Below are 25,037 nucleotides of genomic sequence, written 5' to 3'. Positions count from 1 at the left end.
CCCGGGGCCCCCGTCCCGGGGCCCCGGTCGGCCGGGTCAGCCGATCCCGGCTTCCTTCAACACGCGGGAGACGGCGTCCCACTCCGGGGTGACGGGAGCGAGGGAGGTTTCACCGACCCCGCGGTCCTTGAAGCCGCCGGAGGTGGACACGCAGACCACGGGCCCGTCGAACTCCTCACCTGCGGCCAGCCGTTGGCGAAGGCCCGCCAGGCCCGCCGCGGCGGACAGCTCCGCCCACAGCCCTTGCCCGGCAAGGGCGCGTTGGGCTCCGGTGAGTTCCGCGTCCGTCACCAGGAGGGCGGCTCCGCGGCTGTCGAGGACGGCTCGCACCCCGCGGTGTCCGCCCGCCGCGCAGTCGATGGCGTACGCGTCGGTGGGACCGACCGGTACGACGGCGGCGGGGGTCCCGGTCCTGACGGCTTCCGCCAGCGGGCCGCCCGCGGCCGGTTCGCACCCGAACATGCGGGGCACCCGGTCCGTGACGCCGAGGCGGCGCAGTTCCGCGAAGCCCTTCCAGACCCCGAACAGCAACTCGGCGTACCCGCTGGGGACGAACACGGCGGCGGGGACGCCGAGCTCGGCGTGGATCTCGTAGGCGATGGTCTTGTAGCCCTCCGCGCCGAACGGGTGTCCGGTGTGGGTGCGCGTCAGGTTGCTGACGGGGTGGAAACCGAGCCGGTCGGTGATCTCGTTCAGCAGCGGCCAGCGGTCGGCGGCGGGGACGGGCAGGACGACGGCTCCGTAGGCCCGCAGGAAGGACACCACCGCCGGCGGCGCGCCGGCGGAGGCGAGCACCACGCAGCGCAGCCCCGCGCGGGCGGCGTACGCGGCGGCGGAGGCGCCGTGGTTGCCCGACGAGGCCACGGCGATGCCCGGCGCGCCCTCGTGCACGGCCGCGCCGACGGTGACCCGGTTGAGGCGGTCCTTGTGGCTCCATGTGGGGTTCTGCGACTCGTCCTTGATCCAGACTCCGTCGCCGAAGGACAGCAACGGGGTGGCGCCCTCCCCCAGCCCGGGTGCTTCGAGCGGGGGCAACAGCGGTGCCCAGCGCTCCAGTCCGCCGCGCACGGGGGCGTCGAACAGGTCGGCGGGGGTGTCCTCGTAGGCGTAGTCGACCTCCAGCGGGAAGTCGGTCAGTGCCGTACGGGTACGGGGGCAGCCGCGCGGCAGCGGCGGCCACAGCGGGTACTCCAGGCCCGGGTCGCCCAACGAACGCTGGGATCTGGCCAGCGAGCCGCCGTGGTTCCTCGGCGTGGGGGCGGCTGTCGGGGCGGGCGGGGTCGCTGTCATGCGGCCATCCTAAGGATGTGCCGGGCACCGGCTCCGGGAGTCCACCGGAGGACAGCCCGACTCCCGGCGGGGCCCGGGCCGGTCAGACGGCCGCCGCGCTCGTCACGACGAGGGGCGGCGCGACGCGTTCGGCCTCCCACGGGCGGCTGCGGACGAGATCGGGGTCCGCCACGGTCATCGCCTCGTCCACGGTGGGTCGGTGCTGGGCGACGTTCCCGAACCCGGCCCGTTCCAGCAGGCCCGGAAGGACGTCGACGGGCCAGGCGTGGTTGCGCATCTCCTCCCAGGATCCGTCGGTGCGCAGCAGCCGTACGGTCAGCGGGTCGCCGGGCCCGTACTCCTGCCCCGGTTCACCGATGCGCAACGAGGCGTACTCGATGCCGCCGCGCGCGGGGTCGGTGCTCAGCAGAACGAGGAGGCCGCCGGGACGCAGGAGGCGGCGGATCTCCTTGAGGACGTCGAGCACCGCCTCCCGGGTGGGCAGCGAGGCCAGTACGTGGTTGCACATGACGGCGTCGGCGCAGCCGTTCGCCAGCGCGGTGACCCGTCCGTCCTCGACGAGGTGGAACTCCGCGACCGCGCCGGCCCCGGTGCGGGCCAGTGCCAGTATCTGCGGCGAGATGTCGACGCCGATGACGTAGGCGCCGAGCCTGCGGGCGGCGCGGTCGGCGACCTTGCCCGGGCCGCAGCCGTAGTCCACGAGGACGGATCCGGTTCCGATCCGGCGGGACAGCGTCCCGAAGACGAACGGGTAGCCGAGGAGCCTGTTCGTGCCCGCGTCCATCGCCGCGTAGGCCTGCGCACCCTCGCTCCCGGACCAGGCCGCGCCGCCCGTTCCACCGGCCGGGCCGGGTCCCTCCGCGCTCTCGCTCACAGCCCCACTATCGGCCCGGGGCCGCCGCGCGGGGGTGTTACGACACGGCGGTACTCCCTACGGCAGCGGTACCCCGCGGGCGGTGGTCCACAGTTCGTACCACTCCTCGTGGGTGAGGTCCGGCTCGCGCAGGGCCGCGTCGCGGCAGGCGCGGATGCGCTCCGGGCGGGCACTGCCGACGACGGGTGCGATGCGGGCGGGGTGGCGCATCAACCACCACAGCAGGACGGTCTCCGGTGTGGTCCCCTTGCGTCGGGCGAGGTCGGTGAGGAGGTCGGCGGTGGCCCGTTCGGCAGGGGTCTCCTGACGGCCGGTGAAGCGGCCCTGCGCCAGCGCGCCCCAGGCCTGGAGGCGGATGCCGTGGTCGAGGCAGTGCTCCAGCGTGCCGAACGGGAAGCCGTTGGCGGTGGCCCCGCCGGTGTTGAGCAGGACCCCGGCCTCGACCCAGTCGCGGCTGTGCAGACTCATCTCCAGCTGATTGGCCACGAGCGGTACGTCGAGCCGGGCCTGGAGCCCCGCGATCTGCGCCGCGCCCATGTTGGACACGCCGAAGGCGCGTACCAGGCCCTGCCGGTGCAGGGACGTCAGTGCCCGGGCGATCTCCTCGGGGTCGGCGAGGGGGTCGGGGCGGTGCAGGAGCAGGACGTCGATGACGTCGGTCCGCAACCGGATGAGGCTCTCCTCCACCCGTCGGGTGATGCTGTCGCCGCGCAGGTCGTACCGGCCCGGGCCGTCATCGTCCGCGAGGCGGATGCCGCACTTGGTCTGGAGGGTGACGCGTTCGCGGAGCCCCGGTGTCCGGGCGAGGACCTCTCCGAACACGGCCTCGGCCTTGCCGTGCCGGTAGATGTCGGCGTGATCGAAGACGGTGATGCCGCTGTCGAGCGCCGCGGACACGGCCGCCTCGGCCGCGTCGATGTCGGACGGCTCGTAGGGTTCCGGGCCCCAGCTCCCGCCCAGCCCCATGCACCCGTACAGCACCCGGTATCCGCTCGTTCGCACGTTCGCTTCGATCGTCACGCGCCCACCCTATGACGTGGGGCGGCCCGGGCCGTGACGTCCCGGGCCGGGGATCGTTGAACGACCGGTCAAGCGAAGTGACCGTACGAGGCCCCGGGGCCGAGAAGCCCCGGGGCCTCGTGCTGTCGGTGGCCGGGGAGTCCGTCAACCCCGGCCCTTGATGTGGTCCACGACCTCGGTGAACTCGCGCGTCGGGGAGAAGTCGACGTACTCGCAGTCCTCCAGGGCGACCGGGACGTGACCGGCGGGCCAGTGGAAGGCCTGCCCCGCCTCGTAGACCTCCTCGCCGTCCTTCGTCACCATCTTCAGCCGGCCCTTGAGCAGGTATCCCCAGTGCGGGCAGGGGCACATCCCGTCCGGCATGCCCCGGAGGGCGGGCGTCATGTCGGTTCCGGCGGGGAAGCGGACGAAGGCGACGGACAGGCCGCCCCCGATCTCCCGGGTCCGCAGCTCGACGCCGCCGCCCTCGATCTCCACCGGTGTGCTCTCGCGCGTGGTCGCCGTCATGGGTCCTACCTCGCTCGCCTCGGTCGGCTCGTGCGGTGCTCCCCCCTCCACCCTGGACCCGGCGGGCGCGCCGCGCGAGCGCGCGTCACGGGGACGCTTCCGGGTCCGTTCGGGGGGCGCGGTGGACGCGGGCCAGGACGAGGACGGTGTCGTCGGCGGGCGGGGCGGGCAGGAGGCCGGCCAGGACGCGGTCGGCGACCGCCTCCAGCGGGTCCGCCGGACCGGCCGGGCGGGCGAGTTCGGCGCGCAGGGCGTCGAGCCCGGCCTCGATGTCGCGGCCGCGGGCCTCGATGAGCCCGTCGGTGTACAGGGCGAGGACCGCGTGCTCGGGCAGTTCGATCTCCGTCGTGCGGAAGGGGAACCCGCCGACGCCGAGCGGTACGCCGAGCACCTCCGCGACGGTCCGTACCGTGCCGTCGGGGTGGCGGACCAGGAGCGGCGGGTGGCCGGCGCTGGCGATCCGGGCCCGTCCGCTCGTCGCGTCGTAGACGAGGTAGAGGCAGGTGGCCAGCTCGATGCCGGCTTCCTGCGCGAGCGCGTCGAGCTCGCCGAGCATGGCGGCCGGTTCGGCGTTGTGCCGGGCCAGGGCCTTCGTGGTGATCCGCAGCCGGCCCATGGCGGCTGCGGCCGGGACCCCGTGGCCCATCACGTCGCCGACCACGAGGGCGACCCGGTGGTCGGGCAGCTCGATCACGTCGTACCAGTCGCCCCCCACCTCCGTGATCCGGCCGCCCGGGACGTAGCGGTGCGCCACCTCCGCGTAGGGGCTGTTCGCCTGCGCACTGGGCAGGAGGGCGCGCTGGAGGGTGAGCGAGATGTCCTGGACCCTGCTGTAGAGGCGGGCGTTGTCCAGGCAGATCGCGGCGCGGGACGCCAGCTCCCCCGCCAGGGCCAGGTCGTCCTCGGTGAAGGCCGGGCGCTGCGCGGAGCGCCCGAACAGGGCGATCCCCTGGACGGTGCCGCGGGCGATGAGGGGGGCGACCAGGATGCAGGCGACGCCGCTCTCGGCGATGAGGCGGGCGCGGTCCTCGATGACCACGGTGCGGGCCAGGAACGCCTCGTCGACGACGGACGAGACGGGTCGTCCGGTGCTCAGCATGTCGTGGATCGCGGAGCCGGGCGGGTAGCGCACCCGCTCCACCCCGCCGACGAGTTCGTCCGCGGGCGGCGGCAGGATCGTCCCGTGGGCGATGCGACGGGTGAGCAGCGGGCGGGCGGGGTCGAAGAGCTCCGACTCGTCCATCCATTCCACGACCTCGACCACGGCGCCGTCGCAGAATTCGGGCATCGCGACCTCGACCAGTTCCCCGGCGGTACGGACGACGTCCAGGGTCGTGCCGATGCGGGTGGAGGCGCGGTCCAGCAGGGCGAGTCGGCGACGGCCGGCGGCGGCTTCCAGGATGGCCCGTTCCCGGTCGGTGACGTCCATGATCAGGCCGCCGAGGCCGGGCGGGGTGCCGACGGCCCGGCTCAGGGGGAAGAAGCTCACCGAGCGGACCTGGTCCTGGTCGGGTCGGCCCAGGGGGCGCAGGGCCGTCAGCGCCCCGATGACGGGCACGCCGTCGTCGGCCACGCCCTGGAGCATGCGCCGGAACTCGGTGGTGTCGGACACCCGCATGACCTCGTCGATGCCCCGACCGAGGTGTTCCGCGACGGACAGGCCGTCCATGTCGGCGAGCGCCTGGTTGAGGTGGACGTAGCGGAGGTCCTCGTCCAGCATGACCAGGCCGATGGGGCAGGTCACGAAGAGGGCGTCGAGGAAGGCCAGGTTCGTCTTGACCCGGTCGAGCTCCTCACTGCGGCTGGCCAGGCCGAGGACCTCCGAGCGGCCGGCGGCGCCGGTGACGGGGAAGACCCGGAAACCGCACGCGAAGTCCGTCCCGTCGCGGTGGCGGGCCGTGAGCCGCCCCCGCCAGTAGCCGCGGGTCCTGGCCCGTTCGGTCAGGCGGGCGGCCGCCTCGGGGCCCTCGGCGAGGAGCATGCCGGCGGGGCGGGAGAGGACCTCCTCGGCCTCGTGGCCGAAGAGGTCGCGGGCTCCCGGCCCCCAGTGACAGACGCGGCCGTCCTCGTCGATGCCGAAAACGGCGACGGACACGTGTTCGAGCAGGGTCCCGGGCTCGGACGGGAAGGGGCCCTGCGCCTGCTCGCCCCCCGGCCGTACCGATGGCACGAGACGTCCCCTTCCACCTGCCGGTTCCTCCACTCACTATGCGGACGGCAGCCGATTACGGCGAGGCGGGGCCTCGGGGCGGGCGGGAGTGTGTTCGGTGGGATGGGGGGCGGCTCAGGGGGCGACGCGCCAGTCCTGGGCCGCTCGGCCGTCGCACGGGAGCTGGACGACGGCGGCGGCGGCCTCGGTGCTCGCCTCGCGGACCGCGAGGCACTGGCCGCTGTTGCCGTTGACGATCCGGTGCCGTGCCCGGCCCGTGGCGTCGACCGACCGGTACTCGATCCGCCAGTAGTGGTCGGGGTGGTCCCCGCAGGGGAACTGGTTGGCCTGGGTGCCGGACTCGGTGCTCGCCCCCGGTACGGCGAGGCACTGGCCGCTGTTGTCGTTGACGATCAGGTGACGGGCCCGGCCCGCCCCGTCCTTCGCCGCGTGCTCGACCCGCCAGAAGTGGTCGGGGTGGGGCCCGCACGGGAACTGGTTCACCGGCACGGCCACCTCCGTACTCGCGGCCGGTACGGCCAGACACTGGCCACTGTTGGCGTTCACCACCCGCACCGGCGTCCCGGTGACGACCGGCTCCGGGGACCCGGCGGCCGACCGGCTCGGAGCGGGGGCGGGCGGCGGAGCGGGCGTCTCGGCGGGCACGGACGGCTTCGCGGGCGTCGACGGCGTCGGGGGCTGGGTCGTGGCTCCCGGGCTCGCGAAGGTGGGCGGCGGAGCCGAGGCCGCCGTCGCGGAGGGCGACGCCGACGCCGGGGCCGGAGCCGGGACGACGGCGCCCGGCGCGGGCGCCGCCACCGGCGGCGCGGGCATCCGCCACGGCGCCGCGTACAGGGTCACGAGGACCCCCACCAACGGTACGAGCACACCGACCACCCACCAGGACCACCGGGGCGGATGCCCCGGCGCCACCGTGGTGACCGGCCCCACGCCCACGGGCGGATCGTCGTCCACCGGCATGTCGGCCTCCCCCCAAGAAGCTTTCCCTCCAACGATTATGACGGAGCATCAACACCGTCGGACCTGCCCCGCGGGGTCGCTGCCGGGGTGACGACGAGGGAGTGCGGCGCTCGGGACGGCCGGGCCGGCAGGTCCAGCGGGCGCCGCCCCGGGGTGAGGGAGCCGAGGATCCGGGGACCCCGGGCGCCCGTGCAGGCGGGGGCGTTGCCGGGCAGCCCGTGGAGGGCCAGGAAGCCGAGTACGGCGAAGGCGTACGCCTCCTTCGCCCCGGCGGGCAGGCCCAGCAGTCCGGAGTCCAACAGGGCGGTGTGTGGCGGTAGTTCCTCCCTGAGGGCGGACATCAGGGTCGGATTGCGGGTGCCGCCGCCGGAGGCGAAGACCTCGGTGACGCCGAGCGGGCGCAGGGCGTCCGCGACGGTCCGCGCCGTGAGGCGGGTGAGGGTGGCGACGACGTCCTGCGGGGCGAGGTCGCCGGAGCCGGCCAGGGCCGTGTCCAGGTATCCGGGGTGGAACAGTTCCTTGCCGGTCGTACGGGGCGCGGGCAGCGCGTAGTACGGCTCGGCCAGCAGTCGGCGCAGGAGCGGCTCGTGGACCCGTCCGGCGGCGGCCAGCGCGCCGCCCTCGTCGTATCCCGGCCCGCCCGGTCGGAATCGCCGTACGGCGGCGTCCAGCAGGGCGTTACCCGGTCCGGTGTCGAAGGCCAGCGGCGGTCCGGCGGCGGGAACGGCGGTGACGTTGGCGATCCCGCCGATGTTCAGGGCGGCGGGCGCACCGGGCCGACCGCGCAGCAGCATCAGGTCGATGAGGCTGACCAGCGGGGCGCCCTGGCCGCCCGCCGCGACGTCGCCGGGTCGGAAGTCGGCGACCACGGGGCAGCCGGTGGCCTCGGCGATCCAGGCGGGACGGCCGAGCTGGAGCGTTCCGTGGACGACGCCGGCCGACGCCCAGTGGTAGACGGTCTGTCCGTGCGAGGCGATCAACTCCGCCGAACCCGAGCAGAGTTCGCGGTCGGCCCGGACGGCCAGCTCCGCGAAGGCCTGTCCGATCCGCGTGTCGAGGACGCACACGTCGGCGAGGGTGGTGGGCGCGGGTGGCAGCGCCGCGGTGAGCGCGGTGCGCAGGGTGTCCTCGTACGGTGCGCTGATCATGCCGAGCGGCACCAGGCGCAGGGTCTCGCCGCCGTCGGCGAGGGTGAGTTCCGCGGCCGCGGCGTCGATCGCGTCGTGGGAGGTGCCCGACATCAGGCCGACGACCCTCATCGCAGGGGTCGCAGGTGGTCGTCGCGGCGCAGGCTCGCCAGGGCGATCGCGCTGAGGGCGCAGGCGCCGGCGGCGTAGTGGGCGGGGACGTCGGTGTCGCCCGTCGCCGCGGTCACGGCCGTGATGAGGAGGCCCGCGCAACCGGAGAACACCGCGTTGGCGAGGGCGTAGGCGAGTCCGAGCCCGGTGCAGCGCACGGACGCGGGGAACATCTCCGCGAGCATGGCCGGCCCGGGTCCCGCGAGCAGGCCCACCGCGGCGCCCGCTCCGAGGAGGGCGGCCGCCTTGGCCGGGGCGGGGGCGCCCGGGTCCTGGAGGAGGTGCAGCAGCGGCAGGGCGAACACCGTGACGCACAGGGCGCCGCACAGCATGACGGGGCGACGGCCGACGCGGTCGCTGAGGATGCCGGCGGGCAGGATCGTGGCGGCGAAACCGAGGTTGGCGACGGTGGTGGCGATCAGGGCCTCCTGGAAGGACGCGCCGAGGGTGGCCTGGAGGTAGGAGGGGAGCACGACGAGGAAGGTGTACCCGGCCGCCGACCACCCCATGATCCGGCCGATGCCGAGCACGACGGCACGGGCGGTGCCGGGCACGGTCGGGGCGGCGGGCACGGGTGGGGCGGGTGCGGTCGGGGCGGGCGGGGGCGAGGCGGGCACGGTTGAAGCCCGCGCGGTCGGGGCCGGCACGGTTGAGGCATGGGGGGTCGGGGCGGCCGGCGCCGTCCGGGCCGGATTCGGCGACGACCAACGGTCCGGTGGGCCTGCCGGGGTGGGGGGTTCGGGGCCTCGCGGCGATCCGGGCGGCTCGGCAAGGCCGGTCCGCAGCCACAGCGCCACCGCGCCCAGCGGCAGGGCCAGCAGGAACGGGATCCGCCAACCCCAGTCGTACAGGGCCTCCTGGGAGAGCGCGGTGGCGGCGGAGGCCGCCGTACCGGCGCCCGCGAGCAGGCCGAGGGCGACGGTGAAGGACTGCCACGCGCCGTACCGGCCGCGCCGCCCGGGCGGTGCGTACTCGGTCATCAGCGCGACCGCGCCGCCGAACTCCCCTCCCGCGGAGAGGCCTTGCAGGGCGCGCAGCAGGGTGAGCAGCCAGGGAGCGAGCTCCCCGACCGTCGCCCGGGTGGGCAGCAGGCCGATCAGGGTGGTGGCGGCGGTCATGAGGCAGACGACGAGGATCAGGGCGGGGCGGCGCCCGACGCGGTCCCCGAGCCGGCCGAACAGCAGGGCTCCGACGGGCCGGAAGAAGAAGGCCACCGCGAAGGAGGCGTAGGTGGCGAGGAGCGGCCCGGCTCCGGCCGGGCCCGTCGCGGTGTCCGGAGTGAAGAAGCGGGCGGCGATGACCGTGGCGAAGCAGCCGTAGACGCCGAACTCGTACCACTCGACGAAATTGCCCGCCGAGCCCGCGAGCAGGGCGCGGCGCGGGTGGCCGGCGGCCGGCGGGGCGGGGCTGCGCAGTTGGAGGGGGGTCACCGGTGGTGGGTGCCCGGTGGGCGACGCGGGGATGCCTCGGGGCCGTGTGGTTCAGCACATCGGCCCCGGGCGGGCGGGAGAGTGGCGGGGCCGGCGCGGCTCCGTCAGGTCGTCGGGTGGAGCCGGGACGCCCGGAGCGGGTCGGTCGCCCGGGCGGGTGCGGCGGCCGGGCCGGCGGCGAGGGCGCTGCCCGACAGCCAGGCGCGCCAGTCCAGGTTCCAGTCGCCGATGCCGTTGCTGAAGGGGGGCATCGCGTCGCCGCCGCTGTTGACGACCTCCACGATGTCGCCCTCGCGCACGGTCTCGAAGAACCAGGCGGCGTCCTCGGTGCTCATGCCCGTGCAGCCGTGGCTGACGTTCTCCTCCCCCTGCGCCTCGACCGACCAGGGCGCGGCGTGGACGTACTCGCCGCTCCACGTCACCCGGGTCGCGTACTGGACGGGCAGGTCGTAGAACTCCTTGGTGCCGCGCCCGATCCCGACGGAGTCCCCGCGCATCCGGACCTTGCGTTCCTTGCCCAGGACGACCTTGATGCCGCTGCGGGTCAGGAAGCCCGCCTTGCCGGTGGTGACCGGGATCGTCCTGATGACCCGTCCGTTGCGGCGTACGGTCATCTCGTGCGCGGCCGAGTCGGTGACCGCCTCGATCCGGTCCCCGACGGTGAACTCGACGGGCTCGGAGGGGCCTCCGTGGCCCTGTTCGCCGAGTTCGACCCCGTCGAGGCCGCTGCGGACGCGGACCACCGTGTGGGCGGGCCAGTAGGAGCGGGGCCGGAAGTGGAGCGTCGAGTCGTCGACCCAGTGCCAGGCGCCCTCGACGTGCGGCTCCGACGTCACCTGGAGGGCCTGCTCCAACCGGCTGCGGGCCCTCCTGTCGTCCGCCGGGACGGGCCGGCTGAGTTCGGCGGTGACGATCTCGCCCGCGCCGTAGGTGCCGGGCCGGGGTCCGAAATCCACGGTGAGGGGGACGCCGGCGACGGCGGAGGCGGCGGGGCGCGCGGTCCTGAACGCCATCGTCGCGGCGACCGGCGCGCCGGATCCGTCCTGGGCGCCGACGCGCACGGTGTAGTGCTCGCCCGCCCGCAGCGGCTCGGTGTTGCGCCAGCGCCCGGTGTCGGGGTCCGGTTCGCCGGCCAGGTGACGGCCGTGGGAGTCGTGGACGGTCACGTCGGTGAGCCGTCCCGGGGCCTCGGCGGCGATCTCCAGCGGGCCGTCGGCGTCGGTCGGCAGGACGTCCCCGGCGACCGCGTACGGGCCGCGCAGCACGGCCCCCTCGCCGCGGGCGGTCGCCAGCACCCGCTGCTCCCGCCAGGCGCCGCACAGGCCCGCCCGGAACGTTCCGGCGGTGCAGCGCGCCCCGCCGGTCCCGGTCCCGCGGCCCACGTCGAGCGCGCGCGAGACCAACAGCGTCACCGCCGCCCCGGGGGCCGTACCGGCATCCGCTCGCGGGGTTCCCGCCGCGGGTGCCCTGCCCGGGGCGACCGCCGTGACCAGCACGGCGCCCGTCACCGCGGCCACGACGCTCCAGGCCCTCGTCCGCTTCGTCCGCGGCATAGCCACGCAGGCCTCCCAGATCTCGTACGCCGGATGGCAGCATCAAAACGATCGGGAGCCAAAACGATGATCACAAACTCGGTTCTGGGGCCGAACGGGTTCCCGAAGTGAACCCGGACGGAGCACTTCCGCTTGCGGGAGCGGTCGGTTCGCGCCGGCGCCGGTCGCGCCCGGGGCCCGGTCGGCGAGCGGCCGAACGGAAGGTTCCGGTCCCGTAGGCTCGGTGGATGGCGAAGTATTTCGACGTGCACCCCGAGAATCCTCAGCGGCGCACCATCAGCAGCGTGGCCGACAGCATCCGTTCCGGGGCGCTCATCGCGTACCCGACCGACTCCTGTTTCGCTCTCGGATGCCGGCTGGGCAACCGGGAGGCGCTCGGCCGGATCCGTTCCATCCGCGACCTCGACGACCGGCACCACTTCACCCTCGTGTGCCAGAACTTCGCGCAGTTGGGTCAGTTCACGCACGTGGACAACGACGTCTTCCGCGCCATCAAGGCGGCGACGCCCGGCCCCTACACCTTCATCCTGCGGGCGACCTCCGAGGTGCCCCGCCAGCTGATGCACCCCAAGAAGAAGACCGTCGGGGTCCGGATCCCCGATCACGTGGTGACGCAGGCACTGCTCGCGGAACTCGGCGAGCCGCTGGTCTCCAGCACCCTGCTGCTGCCGGACGAGGAAGAACCGATGACGCAGGGCTGGGACATCAAGGAGCGCCTCGACCACGAGGTGGACGCGGTGCTCGACTCGGGCGACTGCGGCACCCGCCCCACGACCGTGATCGATTTTTCGAGCGGCGAGGCCGAGATCGTGCGCCGGGGCGCGGGCGACACGACGCGATTCGAGTAACCGCCTCTCGTCCCCATCAGGGCGGATTCCGGTTCCAGGGCCGGAATCCGCTGGGCGGAGTGCTTCAATCCGGTCACGGCGGAGTATGCGCGAGGCAAATTGCTCCATTGAAACTCCAGCGATCCGGCCATCGGAACTCGTTTACGTATGAACAGTCTTGGTGCATCGGCAGTAACTCGGTGAGGCGCCGGGGTTACCGAGGAGGGAAGTCCGTATGCAGGGTTCGAATTGAGCCGACCCACGACTCGACTTTCACAAGATCCGTTATGTAGGGTTCCAGTCATTCACCGCCCAACGGGGGGCGGCGAGCAACCCCATGCGCTGGTCCGGACTATTTCGGCAGTGTGTCAGGGGCGGGGCTCGGCGACCACCACCCCCCGGCCACGCTCCATCGACACATTCGTGACCCGACACGGGGGACCATCATGCGGTTCCAGCTATTGGGGCCCCTGAGCATTGCGCACGGCCCCGAGACAGTAGTACTCAAACCGTCCAAGCCGACCAGTTTGTTGGCCGCGCTCCTCCTTCATCCCGGTACGGTCGTTTCCACCGACTACCTGCTGCGCGCGGTATGGGACGAGGAACCGCCGGCCACGGCCCGAGCGGCCCTCCAGACCTGCGTGCTCCGGCTGCGACGGCTATTCGCGAAATACGGCATATCCGCGACCACCATCGAGGCCGTGCCCGGTGGATACCGCATGCACAACGACACGGGGACGCTGGACCTCGTACTCTTCCGCTTACTGGCCGCCAAGGCGCGGGCCGCCGCCGGGACCGACGAGGAGCTGTACCGGCTCAGGGAGTCCCTCTCGCTCTGGCAGGGCCAGCCGTTGGCCAACGTCGCCTCGCGCATGCTCCAGCGGGACGCGGTGCCCGCGCTGGAACAGGAGCGGCTGCGCGTGCTGGAGCGGATATGCGACCTCGAACTCGCCGCCGGGAACTGCCACCAGGTCCTCGTCGACCTCTACGAGAGCGGCCGCCGGCACCCCGTGAGGGAACGGTTCACCGAGCAGCTCATCGAGGCCCTGTACCGCACCGGCCGGCAGGCCGAGGCGCTGGCCGAGTACCGCACGGTGCGCGACCGGCTCCGCGACGAGCTCGGCGTCGACCCCGGGCCGGGCCTGCGCCGCCTGGAGCTGGCGATCCTGCGCTCCGAGGAACTGGGGCCGCCGCGCCCCGAGGAACAGGCGGCGCCCCCGGCGACGCCACCGCTCACGCTGCCCCCCGTACGTCCCCCGGGGCACGGCGGACTGCCGTCGGTGCCCGGCTTCGCCGGGCGGGCGACGGACCTTCGGACGATGGCGCTGCGGCTCACCGACGCGGACGGACCCCGGCTGCTCGTCGTCTCCGGCGCCCCCGGGATCGGCAAGTCGGCGCTGGCCCACCAGTGCGCGCACCAGGTCCAGGACGCCTTCCCCGGTGGGGTGTTCAGCATCGACCTGGGCGGGGCCGAGCGCAACGGCGTCACGGCGGAGGAAGCCCGGGAGCTGCTGCCCGAACCGGGCGACGGGCGACGGCTGCTGATCCTCGACAACGCCACCGGCGCGGGGCAGGTGCTGCCGCTGCTGCCCGCCTCCGGTGACGTGTCCGTACTCGTCACCAGCAGGCGCGGCCTCGCGGCGGTCGTCGCCACGCACGGCGGCGCGGTCCACCGGCTCGACGTGCTCGGCCCGTCCGAGGCGCACGGGCTGCTCGCCGGACTCGTCGGGGCCGACCGGATCGCCGCCGAGGAACACGCAGCCCGTGAACTGGCCTCGGTGTGCGGGTACTTCCCACTGGCCCTGCGCATCGCCGCGGGGCGGCTGCTCACCCGTCCCGGGCTGTCCGTCGCGGACTGCGCGGCCTGGCTGTCGGAGGACGCCCCGGGACGGCTGGCCCTCGCCGAGGACGCACGGCTCTCCGTACCGGAGGTCTTCGGGCAGGCCCTCAGCACCCTGCCGCCCGAACTGCGGGAGACCTTCCTGCGGTTCGGCTCCCTGGACCCGGGCCCCGGGCCCTGTTCCGCCGGATCCGGCGTGGTGCTGGAACAGCTCGTGGAGGCCGGGCTGCTGGAGGACGGACCGCCCGGGCAGCCGTACCGGATCCATGCCTTCCTCCGGGTCTACGCGCGGTGGTTGTCCCGGGGACGGGACGGCGCGCCCGCGCTGCCCGCGGCCCGCTGACCCACCCTCCGTTTCCCCCCGCCCGCTCCGGGCGTCGTTCCCGCACACCCTCCAACGGCATTTCCCACCTCGCATCACCGTCCCGACAGACCGCAATCAGAGGTGTTCCATGTCTCAAGCCAGCTACGAAGCCGTCGCCACGTCCCGACCCCGGATCCGCCGGGACGTGCTCTTCACGCAGACACCCGAGGGTGTGCTGTTCCACAATTCCGACGGCGGGTTCCGTCTGAACGCCAAGGCGGCGTACCGGTTCGCCACGCTGATCGTCCCGCACCTGACCGGCGAGCACTCCGTCGCCGATCTCTGTCAGGGCTTGGGCGAACCCCAGCGCGCGATGGTCGGCGACCTCGTCAAGACCCTGTACGAGAGGGACTTCGCCAGATCGGTCGCGGAACCGGGGCCCGCGGCGTCCGCCGCCCCGGACCCGGACGTCGCGCGCCGGTTCGCCCCGCAGATCGCCTACGCCGACCACTACGCCGACGACGCCGAGGCCCGCTTCCTGCGGTTCCGCGGCACCCGCGTCGCCGTCCTCGGCGAGGACCGGGTCGCCCACTGGTGCGCCCTGAGCCTGGTCCGCAACGGATGCGCCGAGATCGGCCTGCTGCCCGGACTGGACCCGGCCGGGATCCTCGCCGAGGCCGAGGAGGCCCGGGCGGACGGTGCCCCCGTCGACGTCCGCACCCTGCCCGACGCGCGGGATGCGCTCGACTGGGACCGGTTGGAGGGGTACGACTTCGTCGTGGTGACCGGCGGGGCGGCCGCTCCGGGCCGGCTCCTCCCGCTGCTGCGCGCCGGCATACCCGAGGGGCGCACCCTGCTGCCGGCCTGGTCGTACGGGGACGACTGCGTCGTCGGCCCGTTGATGACCCGGGGCACCGCCGGCTGCTGGGCGTGTGCGGCGCTGCGCCTGGGCGCGGCGCGCGGCGGTGCGGGGGCGGCCGAGCTGTGGAGCTCCCTGGCGCTGCCGGACGCGGCGCCGGCCGCCGGTCCCGTGCCGGGCCGGCCGCAGGCCGCGATGATCGGGAACCTGCTCGGGTACGAGGTGTTCCGCGCGACGTCGGGAGCGCTGCCGGCCGAGACCGCCGGGCGGCTCCTCGTCCAGGACACGGCCTCCCTGGACGTGGCGGCCGAACCCCTGTTCCCGCACCCCCGTTGCCCGTTCTGCGTTGAGGGGGAACCTGCCGCGCCGATCGACCTCGCCGCGGCCGGGAGCACGGACACGCCCGCGCTGCCGACGCTGGAGACCGCCCGTGACGCGGACGACCTCGTCGCGGAACTCAACCGGCGCTCCGCCGTGGTGCAGCCGCTCGCCGGGGTGTTCACCCGGTACGCGGACGAGGAGTTGACGCAGATCCCGCTGAAGCTCGGGGTCGTGGAGCTGGGCATCGGGCACGCCGGACCGCGCGCGGTGGCCGCCTTCGACATCCACCACGTGGCCGGGGCCCGGATGCGCGCCCTGGACGCGGCGGCCCTGGTCCACGCCGAGCACGTGGTGCCCGCGCGGGAACTCGTCACCGACGCGGGGGACGAGCAGGTCGTGCCCTCCTCCGCGCTCGCCACGTCCAGCGGGATCCCCGGTGGGGTCGAGGTGCTCCAGCGGGCCTTCTCCCTGCTGACGAAGGAACCCGTCCTGGTTCCGGCCGGCGCGGTGCGGCCGTTCGGCCCGCACAACGCCGGGCGGCTCTTCGAGCGGACCCGGGCCGGGGCGGGAGCGGGCCCCTCCCCCGCGGACGCCGCCGCGGCGGGCCTGTTGTCGGCGCTGGGCCACGCCGCCCTGATCAGGGCCGTACGGGGCGCCGCCGCGACCTCGGTTCCGCTGCCGGATCCGGACGGCGATGACGCCGAACTCGGCTTCCTCGTAAGGTCGGCGGACCGGCTGGGGATGGAGCCGGAGCTGCTGGACCTCGGTGAGGGGGCGCGCAGCGGGGTGCAGGTGCTGCTGGCCCGGTCGGGCGCACGCTGGGCTCTCGGCGAGGGCCTGGACCGGCGCACCGCGGCCGTCGCCGCCCTGCGGGAGCTGCTGGGCGTGGCCCAGTACGAGGCGGACGGGTCGCGCGGCGGCCTGCCGGCCGACACCGGGGATCCGCTGCTGCGCGACCTCGACGCCCGGGCCCTGGCGGTGTCGGGTGCGGCCCGCCCCCTGGACACCGAGCCCCCGCTCGCGTGGGACGGGGTGCTGGAGCGGCTCGCGGCGGCCGGGCTCGACGCGCACGTCGCGGTGACGGGCTCGCCGGAGCTGGCCCGGGTCGGCATCCACACGGTGCGGGTGCTGCTCGCGACGGTGCGGGAGCCGGGCGATGACGCGTAACGGCCGGCGCCCGCTGGTGCGGGTCGGGGCCCGCGTCGCCGACGGGCTCGGGGCGGACGCCGCAGGGCGGTTCGCCGCCCTGTTGGAGCGGTCCCTGGCGGCCCTGGACGGGCCGCCGGTGGCCCTGTCGGTGCTCGGCCTGCGGAACGCCTTCACGGCTCCGGCGCCGGCCGCCGGGGCGGACGACGACGGCGTGCCGGTGGGTCTGTACGGCCACCAGGCCGTGGTCGGTCCGCTCGCTCCCGCGGCGGGCGGGCCCGGGTGCGCCCGGTGCCTGGAGCGGCGTTGGCAGGCCGTGCGGTCCGTCGCGCTGCGGGACGCGCTGGAATTGGGCGGGGGGACCCTGCCGGCGGGCGAGTGGCCGTACGCGCACGCCTTCGCCGCCGACGCGCTGGCGGCGCTGGTCTCGCTCGTCGTGTCCCGGGCCGACGGGGGCGCCCCCGAGGGCTCCGGTCCGTCCGGCGGGGTGTTCCCCGAGGTGCGGCTGTTGGACCTGCGCGGCGGCGCCGTCCGGCGCTACCCGCTGGTGCCCGACCCGGAGTGCCCGGTATGCGGCGCGCCCACGGTGGACGCGCCGGTCGAGTTCGCTCCGGAGCCCGCGCCCAAGTACCGGCCGGGGGCGTTCCGCACCCGGCCCGTGGAGGCGTACGACATCGACGTCGCCGCCTTCGCGAACCCGCTGTGCGGGGCCCTGGGTCCCTCACTGGTGCAGGACGTCTCCTCGACCTCCACCTCGGCGACCATCGGCTGCTTCTCGATGCGTTCGGGCGAGTACCTGCGCGAGACGTTCTGGGGCGGGCACACCGACACCTTCGACCGCAGCGCCCGCGTCGGGGTGCTGGAGGGGTTGGAGCGGTACGCGGGCATGCGCGCGCGGTCCCGTACGACCAGCGTGACCGGTTCCTTGCGGGAGTTCGGGGCGGCGGCGGTCGATCCGCGTTCGGTGGGCCTGTACAGCGACGCGTTCCACCGGGACAACCCGAGGGTCCGCCCGTTCGATCCCGACCGGACGATCCCGTGGGTGTGGGGGTGGTCGCTGCGCGACCGGGAGCCGCGCCTGGTTCCGGAGGTGTTGACGTACTACCACGCGCCCGGCCTGGAGAACCGCTTCGTCCAGGAGAGCTCCAACGGGTGCGCCTCGGGCGGCAGCGCCGCCGAGGCCTGCTACTTCGGGCTGATGGAGGTCGTCGAGCGCGACGCCTTCCTGCTCGCCTGGTACGGGCGCCAGCCGTTGCCGGAGATCGACCCGACGACCAGTTCCCGGGCGTCGACCCGGGCCATGGTCGACCGGCTCGCGCTGTACGGGTACCGGGCGCGGTTCTTCGACACCCGGATCAGCTTCCCGATCCCGGTGGTGACCGCCGTCGCGGAACGCTTCGACGGCGGGCCGGGGCGGATGTGCTTCGGGGCCGGTGCCGGGCTGGACCCGGAGTCGGCGCTGGATTCGGCGCTGTGCGAGATCGCGACGGACGCGGTGAACCTGGCCGGGCGCACCGAGCGGGACGAGGAGCGGCTGCGGGCCATGGCCGCCGACTTCGACCTGGTGACCGCGCTGCACGACCACCCGTTGGTGTACGGGGTGCCGGAGATGGGCGCCCACGCGGACTTCCTGCTGCGCGGCGGGACGGGTGGGCCGTTGCGGCCCGTGTCGGCGCTGGCCCCTCCCGGGGGCGTGGCGTCCGACGTCCGTGAGGACCTGGACCGGTGCGTTCGGGCCGTCGCCGCCGGGGGCTTCGACGTGGTCGTCGTCGACCAGACGCTGCCGGAGCAGCGGGCGCTGGGCCTGCACACGGTGAGCGTGTTGGTGCCCGGGCTGCTGCCGATCGACTTCGGCTGGTCGCGGCAGCGGGCGCTCGGCATGCCGAGGCTGCGGACCGCGCTGCGCGAGGCGGGACTGCGGGAGCGGGACCTGGAGCCCGCCGACCTGAACCCCGCCCCGCACCCCTTCCCCTGACCCGGCAGCCGTCGTGTCCGACATGAACCGAGGAGGACTTGTGGGCTACGCCCATGACTACGCCAGCGCCATCATGCACCGGGGCCGGATCCCGATGGAGCCCGTCGACTTCGTGCCCGACTGGTCCGACCGTCCCCGCAAGGCCAAGTTCTACCCGGAGGCGGAGACCCTGCCGCTGCCGGAGCCCGTCCGCGCGGTGGATCCCGCGAGGGCGGCCGACGGGTTCAGCCTGCCGCTGCTGTCCGGGATGCTCCAGGACTCGTACGGGCTGAGCGGACGCCGGCTGGGGGTGCAGGCCAACACCGACCTCGCGGCGCTCCCCCACTACACGCAGGCGAACTGGTCGCGGGGCACCTCCTCGGGGGGCGGGCTCTACCCGGTCGGGGTGTACTGGGCGGCCGGCCCGGGCGGCCCGCTCACGCCCGGGGTGTACCACTACGCGCCGCACCAGCACGGGCTGCGTCGGCTGCTGACGGGTGACGTGACCGGTGACGTCCGCGAGGCGCTCGGCGGGGGCCCGGAGGGCGCCTCGCAGTACCTGGTGCTGAGCGTCAAGTACTGGCAGAACGCGTTCAAGTACAACAGCTTCTCCTTCCACGCCGTGAGCATGGACATCGGTACGGTGCTCCAGACCTGGCGGTTGTGGGCCCGGGAGCACGGGCTGCGGATCGCGCCCGCGCTCTGGTTCGACGAGGAGCGGCTGGCCCGACTGCTGGGCGTGGCCCCCGAGGAGGAGGGCGTCTTCGCGGTCGTCCCGCTGGAGTGGGAGGGCGGGGCGCCGTCCGGCGGGGACGAAGGAGCGACCGTCCCCGCCGAACGGCCGCGGGTGCGCCACCGGGACGCGGAACGCTCCCGTGAGGTGATCGCCTTCGAGACGCTGCGGCGGATCCACGGGGCGACCCTCGGGCACGCCGCCGACCGTCCGGCACCCGGCGCCCTGGACGCGGCGGCCGCGTACCCGCCCCGCGGCACGGACCCGGTGGCGCTGCCCGCGCCGGCGGCGGCCGGACTGCCGGTGGCCGACGCGCTGCGGGCCCGCCGCAGCAGTTTCGGCCGGTTCGACGCGACCCGGCCGCTGCCGGCGGAGGGGTTGGCCGCCGCCCTGGCGGACTGCGCCGCGACCGTGGTGGGCAGTGAGGCGGAGGGCCCCGACGGGCCCCGGCTCACCTCCCTGTACGTGTTCGTCAACCACGTCGAGGGGATCGCGCCGGGCAGCTACGCCTACGACCCGCGGGCCCACGCCCTACGGCTGGTGGTGCCGGGAGCGCCCGGCCCCTTCCTCCAGAGCAACTACTTCCTGTCCAACTACAACCTGGAGCAGGCCGGCGCGGTGCTCGTGCCCACCGTCCGTACGACCGCCGTCCTCGACGCCGTGGGCGACCGCGGCTACCGACTGGTGGGCGCCGCCGTCGGGGCCGTCGCGCAGACCTTCTACACCACCGCCTCCGCGCAGGGACTCGGCGCGGGCGTGGCGCTCGGCTTCGACAACATCGCCTACCGCGAGCAGTTGGGGCTGACGGAGACCGACGAGGCCCCGCTGTTGATCATGCTGCTGGGTCACGAGCGGCCGCAGCCCGCCGACTTCCGCCACGAGATCGCCTGAGCGGGCGACGAGAGAAGCAGGAAGACCAGGATGAACACCACCACCCAATGGCACGCCGGCGATCGTTTCATGCTGCGCGTGGCCGGCCTGCCCCTGTCCGCGGCCGATGCGCTGCGCTGTCCGGACACCGGCCGCTGGGCGGCCGACGTCCTCGCGGCCGAGGAGGTGCTGCGCACGGACGCCCAGTGCCTGAGCGAGGTCCTGCACCGCGCGGTCGGCGCCACCGACCCGGAGCCGGGCGGGCCGGGCGCGGCGCTGCGCCGGGACCTGCTGAAGCTGCGCCGGCAGATCCACAACGGCAGGCTGCCGGCCGACCCGGACGCCGCGCTGCGCACGGTGGCGGCCCTGGGCGGGCCGGACGCGGACGCCGTCGGCGAGCGGCTGGCCGGTTGGCTGAACCGGCTGCGCGAACTGGAGAAGCTGCTGGCGGAGGGCGAGCCGCTGCTGGCGGCCGACCTGGGCCGGGGCCGGGAGGCGCTGCGGGAGCTCCTCGGTGACGAGCGGCTGCGGCACGGGCTGTTGCTGGCCTCCCCGGTCCTGGAGGGGCAGCTCGACGCCTACGCGGCGGCCACCGCGGCGGGCCGCGTGCCCGGGGGCCGGGCGCGCAAGGCGGAACGGTCCGTGCTCTCGTACCTCTACCGCACCGCCTGCAAGACCAGCCCCTTCAGCACCTTCACCGGGGTGGCGACGGGCCGCTTCACCGACGGGGAGCCGGCGGCGGATGACCCGGCGGACGGGGTCCGGGTCGAGGACCGGTGGGAGAGCCACGTCCGGCTCAACGTGGTCGTACTGGCGCGGCTCGCCGAGCTGATCCTCGCCGACCCGGTGCGCCGGCGGGACCTGCCGCTGCGGCCGGCCTCGGGCTGGGGTCGCGAGGACGATCGGATCCGGTACGTGCGCCGACAGGTCACGGCCGGCGACGACGCGGCCGCGGTCACCTTCGACGCCGTCAAGGACCGACTGTTCTTCCTGCGCCGCAGCGGCACCCTGGACCGGCTGCTGGCCCTGTTCGCGGAACGGGCCGAGCAGCCGGGCGGGGGCGACCTGCGCCACCAGGAGCTCGCCGACTGGCTGGCGCGGGAGCACGACGCGGAACCGGCCGAGTGCGAGGCCTACGTGGGCGCCCTGCTGCAACTCGGCATGGTCCGGGTGCCCTGTCTGGACACCGAGGTGCACGGCGGCGATCCGCTGCGTGCCTTCCAGCGGTCGCTGACGGGGCTGGAGCGGCCCTGGGCCGACCACCTCGCGGAGTTGTTGGAGGAGCCCGCCCGCGTGCTGGAGCGCTACCCGCGGGCGGAGCGGGACGAGCGCGCGGAGCTCCTGCCGGCGCTGCGCGCGGGTCTGCGCCGGGCCCAGGAGGAACTGGGCGCGGCGCCGGACACCCCGCTTCCGCAGACCTTGGTGTACGAGGACGTCAGCGCGGGCCGTGACCTCACCGCGCGACGGCCCGCGTGGGCGGGGGCCGGGGGCGGTGCGCTGCGCTCGGTGGAGCGGATCCTGCCCGCGTTCGACCTGACCCTCGCGCAGCGGATCACCTTCGAGGGGTTCTTCACCGCCCGCTACGGTCAGGGCGGTCGCTGCGAGGACCTGCTGGGACTGGTCCACGACTTCCACGAGGACTTCTTCGACCAGTACCTGTCGTTCTCGGCCCGGCGCACCCCCTTCGACGCGCAGGGCGAGTACGTGCCGGAGGAGAACTGGCTCGGTCTGCCGGGCATCCGGGCCCTGGACGCGGCGCGGCGGGCCTTCGTCGGCCGGATGCGGGAGCACTGGGCGGCGTACGAGGAACACGGCGGGGGCGAACTCCAGCTGCTGGAGGCCGACATGACGGCCGTCGCGACCGAGCTGGAGTCGGTGGTGCCGGGGTTCGCCCCGCGCTGCCACCACCTCCAGTTCGCCCGCGACCCGGGTACGGGCGGGCGACTGACCGTACTGAACCGTTCCTACGGCGGTCTGTCCTTCCCCTTCAGCCGGTTCACCCACGTCTACGAGGAGCAGGACGGACGGGCCGCGCTCGACGGGCAGCTGCGCGCCACCGCCACCGAGGTCACCCCTTCCGGAGCGGTGTTCGCCGAGGTCACCGGGGGTCCGGTCACCACCAACCTGAACCTGCACGGGCGCCTCACGGACTACGAGATCGTCTGCCCGGGCGAGAGCGGCACCCTGCCCGAGGAGCGGCTGCTGCGGCTCGACGACCTGTACGCGGAGCACGTGCCGGCCACGGGACGGGTCGTGCTGCGTTCGCGTCGGCTCGGGGTGGAGGTGATCCCGGTCTACCTGGGCTACCTGGTGCCGCTGGCCCTGCCAGCCGTACCGCGCACCCTGCTGCTGCTGTCGCCGTCGTCGATGTCCCCGCTGGACGTCTGGGCGGGCGTGCCCGAGGCCGCGTCGCACGGCGGGGTGAGCGGGCGGCCCCGGGTGGTGCACGGGGACCTGGTCCTGAGCCGGCGCAGTTGGAGCACGACGGCCGGCGAGTTGCCGGCGCACGGCGCGCGGGACGCGGCGCACTTCCTGGAGTGGCAGCGCTGGCGGCGTGCGCACGGGCTTCCGGAGCGCGTCTTCGCGACGGTGTCGGCCGGCCCGTCCGCGCTCGGCGCCAAACCCCAGTACGTGGACTTCGCGAGCCTGCTGTCGTTGGCCGCCTTCGAGCCGCTGTTGCGGGAGCCCGGCCACCGGGTCGTCTTCCGCGAGATGCTCCCGGATCCCGGCGGCCTGCAGACCCGTTCGGCGCGCGGGGAGCACGTCGCCGAACTCGCCGTGGAGACCTTCACGACGACCACGAACGCAATCATCCCGAGCCCGGAGGACGGTCCCCGATGTCAGAGATGACCCCGACGCGCGGCGCGTGGCAGGCGATGCACGTCTTCTACGCCGCCAATCCGCAGCCGCTGCTGGTCAACTGCGTGCGCCCGCTGATCGCCTCGCTCACCGAGGACGGGCTGTTGGCCGGGCACTTCTTCATCAACTACTGGCTGGAGGGGCCGCACGTGCGGCTGCGGCTGCGTCCGGTGCGCCCGGAGGCGGAGCCGGAGGTCCGTCGCCGCGCCCAGGAGGCGGTGTCGGCGTTCCTCAAGGCCCGGCCGGCCCTCTACGAGGTGGATTCCGGCTTCCTCAACGAGTTCTACAACACCCTGTTCGACATCGAGTTCCCCGAGGGCGACCGCGCCGCCTTCATGGGCGCCGACGGCAGGATGAACCTGCGGCCCAACAACTCCTACAGCTGGGAGCCGTACGAACCGGAGTACGGGAAGTACGGCGGTCCGGCCGGGATCGAGCTGGCGGAGTGGCACTTCGCGCACTCCAGCGACCTGGTCATGGAGGCGCTGGGCGGGATGAACCTGCACGTGCGCACGGTCCTGCTGGGTACCTCGGCCCAGTTGATGATGGTGATGGCCGGGGTGTTCCTGCCCGACCGGGAGGAACTGGGCGGCTACCTCGACCGGTACTACCAGTTCTGGCACCAGGCGTTCCCCGGCACCGGGTTCATCGGGTCGGCCGAGTACGACCGCACTTACGCGCAGACGGGTCCGGGCCTCGGGCGTCGTTTCGCCGCCGTGCTGGAGGCCGTCGGCTCCGGTGAGACCGGACGGCTGCCCGGGTTCCTCGCTGGTTGGGCCGAGCACTGCCGGGAGTTGCGCCGGCGGGCCGAGGCCCTCGCCGTCTCGGGCGAGCTGGTGTTCCGGTCCTGGGACGGCTCCCGGGACGAGAAGGTGACCGACCCGGCGGTGGCGCTCCCGCTGCTGCTGTCCCCGTACATGCACATGACCAACAACCGGTTGCACGTGACCATCCGTGACGAGGCCTACCTGGCGCACCTGCTGGGTCGGGTCCTGCGCGAGGGCGAGGCCGCCGCGACGGGCTCCGCCGGGGGCGCGGCGGCCGGGGCGGTCGGGTCGTGAGCTCCCCGTCGCCCGCGCCCTCCGGGATGCTGGAGCACCGCCCGGCGCTGCGGGCGGGGATCCTGCTGTCGCCGCCTCTGCTGAACGGCCCCGCGGTCGTGCACCTGGTCAAGGACCCGAGGTCCGGGGCCTCGTTCGAGATCGGGCCGAAGGAGTACTTCCTGGTCTCGCGCCTGGACGGGTCCCGCAGCCTGGCGGAGATCGGCGAGGCCTACGGGGAGGCCTTCGGGCGGCGCCTCGGCGAGGGCAACTGGAAGCAACTGCTGGGGCTGCTCGGCAGCCGCCGGCTGCTCGCCGGCGGCCCGGACCCGGGTCCGGCGGCCGGACCGGGCCCGCAGCGCACCGGGACCCTGCTGAAGGGGACCTTGCGGCTGGTCGCCGACGCCGACGCGACGACGGCCCGGCTGCACGCGTTCCTGCGACCGGTGCTGCGGCCGGTCGTCCTGGGCCTCCTGCTGCTGGTGTGCCTGGCCGTCGAGGGCGTCCTCGCGGCCTCCGCCGGCCGTCTCCTCGGTGACCTGTGGTGGCTGCTGGGTCGGCCGGTGCCGCTCGTGGCGGTGGCCAGCCTGCTGTGGCTCAGTACGGCCGTGCACGAGTTCGCACACGGGGTCGCGGCCCGCCACGTCGGGGGGACGGTCGGGGAGATCGGGCTGCGCTGGCGGCTGCCCGTCGCGATCATGTACTGCACCGTGGACAACTACCGTTACCTGCGGCGCCGTCGGGACCAGCTGGCCGTGGCCGGAGCGGGCGCCTTCGCCAACCTGCTGTTCCTGCTGCCCTTCTTCGCCTGGTGGACGGCCCTGCCGCCGGGTGACGCGACCGGCCGGGTGCTGGGCGCGCTCCTGCTGCTCGGCAGTGCGCAGGCCCTGGTCAACCTGGTTCCGTTGCCGCCGCTCGACGGTTACACGATCCTCGGGCACGCCCTGCGCGTGACCCGGCTGGCACCGGCCGGTTCGGCCTACCTGCGGCTGCGGCTGCGCGACCGGTCGGCGGCGGCCGCCTACCCTGCGCGGGCCCGCCGGATCTACCTCGGCTACGTGATCGGCTCGGCCGTGCTCGTCCTGCTCCTCGCCGGGGCGGCGGTGACCGCCGTGCTCCTGGCCATCGGCCGCGCGGGCCCCTGACCTCGCGCCCCGTCCTCCGTCCCCATTTCCGTCCCCC

General features: G+C 74.4%; 17 protein-coding genes. 8 read left to right on the top strand and 9 right to left on the bottom strand.

The window, feature by feature from the left end; translation table 11 throughout:
• Window positions 1–36: 36 nt before the first annotated feature.
• The 9 genes from ACFVS6_RS25830 to ACFVS6_RS25790 all read right to left on the bottom strand — a co-directional run bounded on the left by ACFVS6_RS25830 (window position 37) and on the right by ACFVS6_RS25790 (window position 11,102).
• Window positions 37–1,290 (bottom strand): pyridoxal-phosphate dependent enzyme, encoded by a 1,254-nt coding sequence (locus ACFVS6_RS25830; protein ID WP_389707301.1) that lies wholly within the window; start codon window positions 1,288–1,290, stop codon window positions 37–39.
• 82 nt (window positions 1,291–1,372) lie between these two features.
• On the bottom strand, window positions 1,373–2,164 hold the full coding sequence (locus tag ACFVS6_RS25825; RefSeq protein ID WP_389707299.1) for a class I SAM-dependent methyltransferase: 792 nt from the start codon (window positions 2,162–2,164) through the stop codon (window positions 1,373–1,375).
• Window positions 2,165–2,221: 57 nt separating this feature from the next.
• Complete coding sequence (locus ACFVS6_RS25820) at window positions 2,222–3,184, bottom strand: aldo/keto reductase family oxidoreductase (protein ID WP_389707297.1); 963 nt, start codon at window positions 3,182–3,184, stop codon at window positions 2,222–2,224.
• Window positions 3,185–3,328: 144 nt separating this feature from the next.
• Window positions 3,329–3,691, bottom strand: a complete 363-nt coding sequence (locus tag ACFVS6_RS25815; RefSeq protein WP_389707295.1) for a hypothetical protein — start codon at window positions 3,689–3,691, stop codon at window positions 3,329–3,331.
• An 85-nt stretch (window positions 3,692–3,776) separates the two neighbouring features.
• Window positions 3,777–5,861 carry a SpoIIE family protein phosphatase gene (locus ACFVS6_RS25810; protein ID WP_389707293.1) on the bottom strand — a complete coding sequence of 695 codons (2,085 nt, stop codon included), beginning with the start codon at window positions 5,859–5,861 and terminating at the stop codon, window positions 3,777–3,779.
• Window positions 5,862–5,975: 114 nt separating this feature from the next.
• Entirely contained in the window at window positions 5,976–6,821 is an 846-nt protein-coding gene (locus ACFVS6_RS25805; protein ID WP_389707291.1) for an RICIN domain-containing protein, read from the bottom strand.
• 35 nt (window positions 6,822–6,856) lie between these two features.
• Window positions 6,857–8,080 (bottom strand): anhydro-N-acetylmuramic acid kinase, encoded by a 1,224-nt coding sequence (locus tag ACFVS6_RS25800; protein WP_389707289.1) that lies wholly within the window; start codon window positions 8,078–8,080, stop codon window positions 6,857–6,859.
• A complete protein-coding gene (locus tag ACFVS6_RS25795) occupies window positions 8,077–9,549 on the bottom strand; it encodes an MFS transporter (protein WP_389707287.1) in 1,473 nt (490 codons plus the stop codon). Before ACFVS6_RS25795 ends, ACFVS6_RS25800 begins: the two co-directional genes overlap by 4 nt.
• A gap of 104 nt (window positions 9,550–9,653) precedes the next feature.
• The gene (locus tag ACFVS6_RS25790; RefSeq protein WP_389707374.1) at window positions 9,654–11,102 is read right to left on the bottom strand and encodes an Ig-like domain-containing protein; all 1,449 of its coding nucleotides are present in this window, start codon (window positions 11,100–11,102) and stop codon (window positions 9,654–9,656) included.
• 227 nt (window positions 11,103–11,329) lie between these two features.
• Here ACFVS6_RS25790 and ACFVS6_RS25785 point away from each other — a divergent pair, with 227 nt between their 5' ends.
• The 8 genes from ACFVS6_RS25785 (at window position 11,330) to ACFVS6_RS25750 (ending at window position 25,000) form a co-directional block, all read left to right on the top strand.
• Window positions 11,330–11,950, top strand: coding sequence for an L-threonylcarbamoyladenylate synthase (locus ACFVS6_RS25785; protein WP_389707285.1), 621 nt, complete (start codon window positions 11,330–11,332; stop codon window positions 11,948–11,950).
• Between the two features lie 509 nt (window positions 11,951–12,459).
• Window positions 12,460–14,112 carry a BTAD domain-containing putative transcriptional regulator gene (locus ACFVS6_RS25780; protein WP_389707283.1) on the top strand — a complete coding sequence of 551 codons (1,653 nt, stop codon included), beginning with the start codon at window positions 12,460–12,462 and terminating at the stop codon, window positions 14,110–14,112.
• A 109-nt stretch (window positions 14,113–14,221) separates the two neighbouring features.
• Window positions 14,222–16,420, top strand: coding sequence for a TOMM precursor leader peptide-binding protein (locus ACFVS6_RS25775; protein ID WP_389707281.1), 2,199 nt, complete (start codon window positions 14,222–14,224; stop codon window positions 16,418–16,420).
• Window positions 16,410–18,374 carry a TOMM precursor leader peptide-binding protein gene (locus ACFVS6_RS25770; RefSeq protein ID WP_389707279.1) on the top strand — a complete coding sequence of 655 codons (1,965 nt, stop codon included), beginning with the start codon at window positions 16,410–16,412 and terminating at the stop codon, window positions 18,372–18,374. Before ACFVS6_RS25775 ends, ACFVS6_RS25770 begins: the two co-directional genes overlap by 11 nt.
• Before the next feature lie 40 nt (window positions 18,375–18,414).
• The gene (locus tag ACFVS6_RS25765; protein WP_389707277.1) at window positions 18,415–19,977 is read left to right on the top strand and encodes a SagB family peptide dehydrogenase; all 1,563 of its coding nucleotides are present in this window, start codon (window positions 18,415–18,417) and stop codon (window positions 19,975–19,977) included.
• A 30-nt stretch (window positions 19,978–20,007) separates the two neighbouring features.
• On the top strand, window positions 20,008–22,806 hold the full coding sequence (locus ACFVS6_RS25760; protein WP_389707275.1) for a lantibiotic dehydratase: 2,799 nt from the start codon (window positions 20,008–20,010) through the stop codon (window positions 22,804–22,806).
• A complete protein-coding gene (locus ACFVS6_RS25755; protein WP_389707372.1) occupies window positions 22,803–23,876 on the top strand; it encodes a lantibiotic dehydratase C-terminal domain-containing protein in 1,074 nt (357 codons plus the stop codon). The genes ACFVS6_RS25760 and ACFVS6_RS25755 overlap by 4 nt, the downstream gene beginning before the upstream one ends.
• On the top strand, window positions 23,873–25,000 hold the full coding sequence (locus ACFVS6_RS25750) for a peptidase M50 (protein ID WP_389707273.1): 1,128 nt from the start codon (window positions 23,873–23,875) through the stop codon (window positions 24,998–25,000). Before ACFVS6_RS25755 ends, ACFVS6_RS25750 begins: the two co-directional genes overlap by 4 nt.
• The last annotated feature ends 37 nt before the right edge of the window (window positions 25,001–25,037 follow it).

Origin of the sequence: Streptomyces sp. NPDC057939, from assembly GCF_042887545.1 — a bacterium.
Lineage (GTDB): Bacteria > Actinomycetota > Actinomycetes > Streptomycetales > Streptomycetaceae > Streptomyces.
This window is presented reverse-complemented; position numbering and strand designations above follow the sequence as displayed.

What these genes read in the sequence shown, in the direction of transcription:
- ACFVS6_RS25830 (WP_389707301.1), bottom strand. Translation starts at nt 1,290, where the DNA reads ATGACAGCGACCCCGCCCGCCCCGACAGCCGCCCCCACGCCGAGGAAC.
- ACFVS6_RS25815 (WP_389707295.1), bottom strand. Translation starts at nt 3,691, where the DNA reads ATGACGGCGACCACGCGCGAGAGCACACCGGTGGAGATCGAGGGCGGC.
- ACFVS6_RS25805 (WP_389707291.1), bottom strand. Translation starts at nt 6,821, where the DNA reads ATGCCGGTGGACGACGATCCGCCCGTGGGCGTGGGGCCGGTCACCACG.
- ACFVS6_RS25800 (WP_389707289.1), bottom strand. Translation starts at nt 8,080, where the DNA reads ATGAGGGTCGTCGGCCTGATGTCGGGCACCTCCCACGACGCGATCGAC.
- ACFVS6_RS25790 (WP_389707374.1), bottom strand. Translation starts at nt 11,102, where the DNA reads ATGCCGCGGACGAAGCGGACGAGGGCCTGGAGCGTCGTGGCCGCGGTG.
- ACFVS6_RS25785 (WP_389707285.1), top strand. Translation starts at nt 11,330, where the DNA reads ATGGCGAAGTATTTCGACGTGCACCCCGAGAATCCTCAGCGGCGCACC.
- ACFVS6_RS25775 (WP_389707281.1), top strand. Translation starts at nt 14,222, where the DNA reads ATGTCTCAAGCCAGCTACGAAGCCGTCGCCACGTCCCGACCCCGGATC.
- ACFVS6_RS25770 (WP_389707279.1), top strand. Translation starts at nt 16,410, where the DNA reads ATGACGCGTAACGGCCGGCGCCCGCTGGTGCGGGTCGGGGCCCGCGTC.
- ACFVS6_RS25760 (WP_389707275.1), top strand. Translation starts at nt 20,008, where the DNA reads ATGAACACCACCACCCAATGGCACGCCGGCGATCGTTTCATGCTGCGC.
- ACFVS6_RS25755 (WP_389707372.1), top strand. Translation starts at nt 22,803, where the DNA reads ATGACCCCGACGCGCGGCGCGTGGCAGGCGATGCACGTCTTCTACGCC.